The 2348-nt window shown below is 74.4% G+C and carries 2 protein-coding genes and 1 pseudogene; all 3 read right to left on the minus strand.

Annotated elements, in window-relative coordinates:
* Window positions 1–337: pseudogene (locus HMPREF0731_RS21275) on the minus strand (hypothetical protein); the annotation flags it as partial.
* Complete coding sequence (locus tag HMPREF0731_RS21280) at window positions 334–1365, minus strand: zinc-dependent alcohol dehydrogenase (RefSeq protein ID WP_007006310.1); 1032 nt, start codon at window positions 1363–1365, stop codon at window positions 334–336. The gene HMPREF0731_RS21280 and the pseudogene HMPREF0731_RS21275, both read right to left, overlap by 4 nt.
* Window positions 1366–1455: 90 nt before the next feature.
* On the minus strand, window positions 1456–2348 hold an 893-nt coding region (locus HMPREF0731_RS21285), incomplete at its 5' end, for a tripartite tricarboxylate transporter substrate binding protein (RefSeq protein WP_007006311.1).

The raw sequence follows: 2348 nt of genomic DNA on the forward strand, positions 1-2348 counted from the left end.
TCACCAGCGCGCCACCCAGGCCACGCCCCTCCGCCGCCAGGACGCGGCCGGGCAGGCGGCGGAAACCGGTCAGGCTGCGCCGCATCCGCGCCGACCAGGCGGTGGGCTCGGCTTGCAGCGCCGCATAGGCGGGGGTGTCCAGCGCGCCGAGATCCTCCAGCCCGTACCATGTAAAGAAGCCTGCCGCCGCGCCAGCCTCGGCGCGGTAGCGCCGCGCGAAACGGAAGCCAGGCACCCCCAGCCGCTCCGGCGCGTGCTCGATGCCGTGCCAGGCCTCGTATTCGGCCAGGCTGTCCGGGCGCGCGCCGTTCCACAGCGCCAGCAGCGCGCCACTCACGGGAACAGCATCACCTTGGCGGCGCTGCGGTCCTGCGCCACCGCGAAGCCGGACATCGCCTCGGCCAGCGGCCGCCGGTGCGTGATCATGCGCCGCGCCACCTCGCCATGCCGGGCCAGGAAGGCCAGCACCCGCGGCCAGTCGGCGATCGGCGCGCGATAGGCGCCATGCATCGTCTGCTCCAGGCGCACCAGCCGCGTCAGGTCGATCGGCGCCGGCCGCGCATGGATGCCCGCCACCACGAACACCCCGCCGCGCCGCAGCCGCGCCAGCCCCTGCTCCACCGCCGCCGTGACGCCCGCCGCCTCGATCACCGCGTCGAAAGGCGCCGCCTGGCCGGCGGACTCCAGCGCCGCGGGCAGGTCGGTGCCGGCGAGGTCCAGCGCCACCACATCGGGGCACAGCGCCCGCGCCACGGCCAGCCGCGCCGCGTCGCCATGCCCGGCCAGCACCACCTGCGCCCCCGCCGCCGCCGCGAACATCAGGATGCCCAGCCCGATCGGGCCGGGGCCCAGCACCAGCACGCGCTGGCCGGGCTTCACCGCCGCCAGGTCCACCGCGTGCATCGAGACACTGAGCGGCTCGGCCATCGCCGCCAGCTCGGCATCCAGACCCGCCGGCACCGCGACGCAGTTCAGCGCCGGCACCCGCACCCGCGCGGCAAAGGCGCCATCCCGGCCAATGCCGATGCCGCGCCGCGCCGTGCAGCCATCCGCATCGCCGCCGGCACAGGACGCGCAGCGGCCGCAGACAGTGGAGGGGCGCACCGTCACGCGCTGGCCCTCCACGACACCCAGCGCGCCCTCGCCCAACGCCAGCACCCGCCCGGCGAATTCATGGCCGATCGTCACCGGCATGGCGGCGCGCATCGATTCATAGCCCGCGGTCCACTCGGCGATATGCACATCGGTGCCGCAGATCCCGGCAGCCTCGACCTGGATCAGCACCTCGCCCGCGGCCAGGACAGGCTCGGGGACATCGGCCAGGACCAGGCCCGGCGCGGGGGCGGGCTTGCGCAAAGCGAGCATGGCTTCAGCCTCCTTGCAAAGCAGGACAGCAAGGCCGGGGAATGAATTCCCCGGACCCCTTCTTTTTTCTGTCAGTGGAGCAGAAAAAGTTCAGTCGAGGCGGACCTTGGCGTCGGTCACCACCTTGGCCCACAGCGTGGCCTCCTGGCGCATGAAGACGGCCAGCTCCTCGGGCGTGCCGCCCGCCGGCTCGGCGCCGAGCTGCGCCAGCCGCGCGGCCAGCGCACTGTCCTGCCGCGTCTCGTTGAAGGCGCGGTTCAGGATCGCCACCACCTCGGCGGGGGTGCGGCGCGGCACCGCCAGCGCGATCCAGGCCGACACATCATAGCCCGGGAAACCCTGCTCGGCGACGGTCGGCACCTCCGGCAGGCTCGCCACCCGCGCGGCGGTGGTGACGCCCAGCGCCCGCAGCGCCCCGGCGCGGATCTGCCCCGAGGCCGCGGCCAGGCTGCAGAACATCACGTCCAGATTGCCGGCGATGGTGTCGGTCAGCGCCGGCGCCTCGCCGCGATAGGGCACGTGCTGCACCTCGATGCCGGTGCGCAGCCCGAAGAACTCACCCGCCAGATGCGCCACCGTCCCGGCCCCGCCCGAGCCGAAGGTCAGCGGCGTGCCGGCGCGCCGCGTCGCCTCGGCCAGCGCCGCCATGTCGCGCACCGGGGAAGCGGCCCGCGTCACCACCACGAAAGGCAGCCGCGCGATCAGCCCGACCGGCACCAGATCCGCCTGCCAGTCATAGGGAAGGTCGTTGCGGAAGGCCGGGTTGATCACCGTCGTCGTCGGCACCGCCAGGATGGTGTAGCCATCCGGCTCGGCGCGGACGACCTGCTGCGTCGCCGGGATGGTGCTGCCGCCCCCGCGATTCTCGATCACCGGGCGGCGGCCCAGCGCCTCCCCGGCCCGGTCGGCGATGGCGCGGGTGGCGACGTCGACGCCGCCACCGGCGGCAAACGGCACCACGATGGTCGGCACGCGCTGCGGCC

Source organism: Pseudoroseomonas cervicalis ATCC 49957, assembly GCF_000164635.1.
In the GTDB taxonomy this organism is placed as follows: domain Bacteria; phylum Pseudomonadota; class Alphaproteobacteria; order Acetobacterales; family Acetobacteraceae; genus Pseudoroseomonas; species Pseudoroseomonas cervicalis.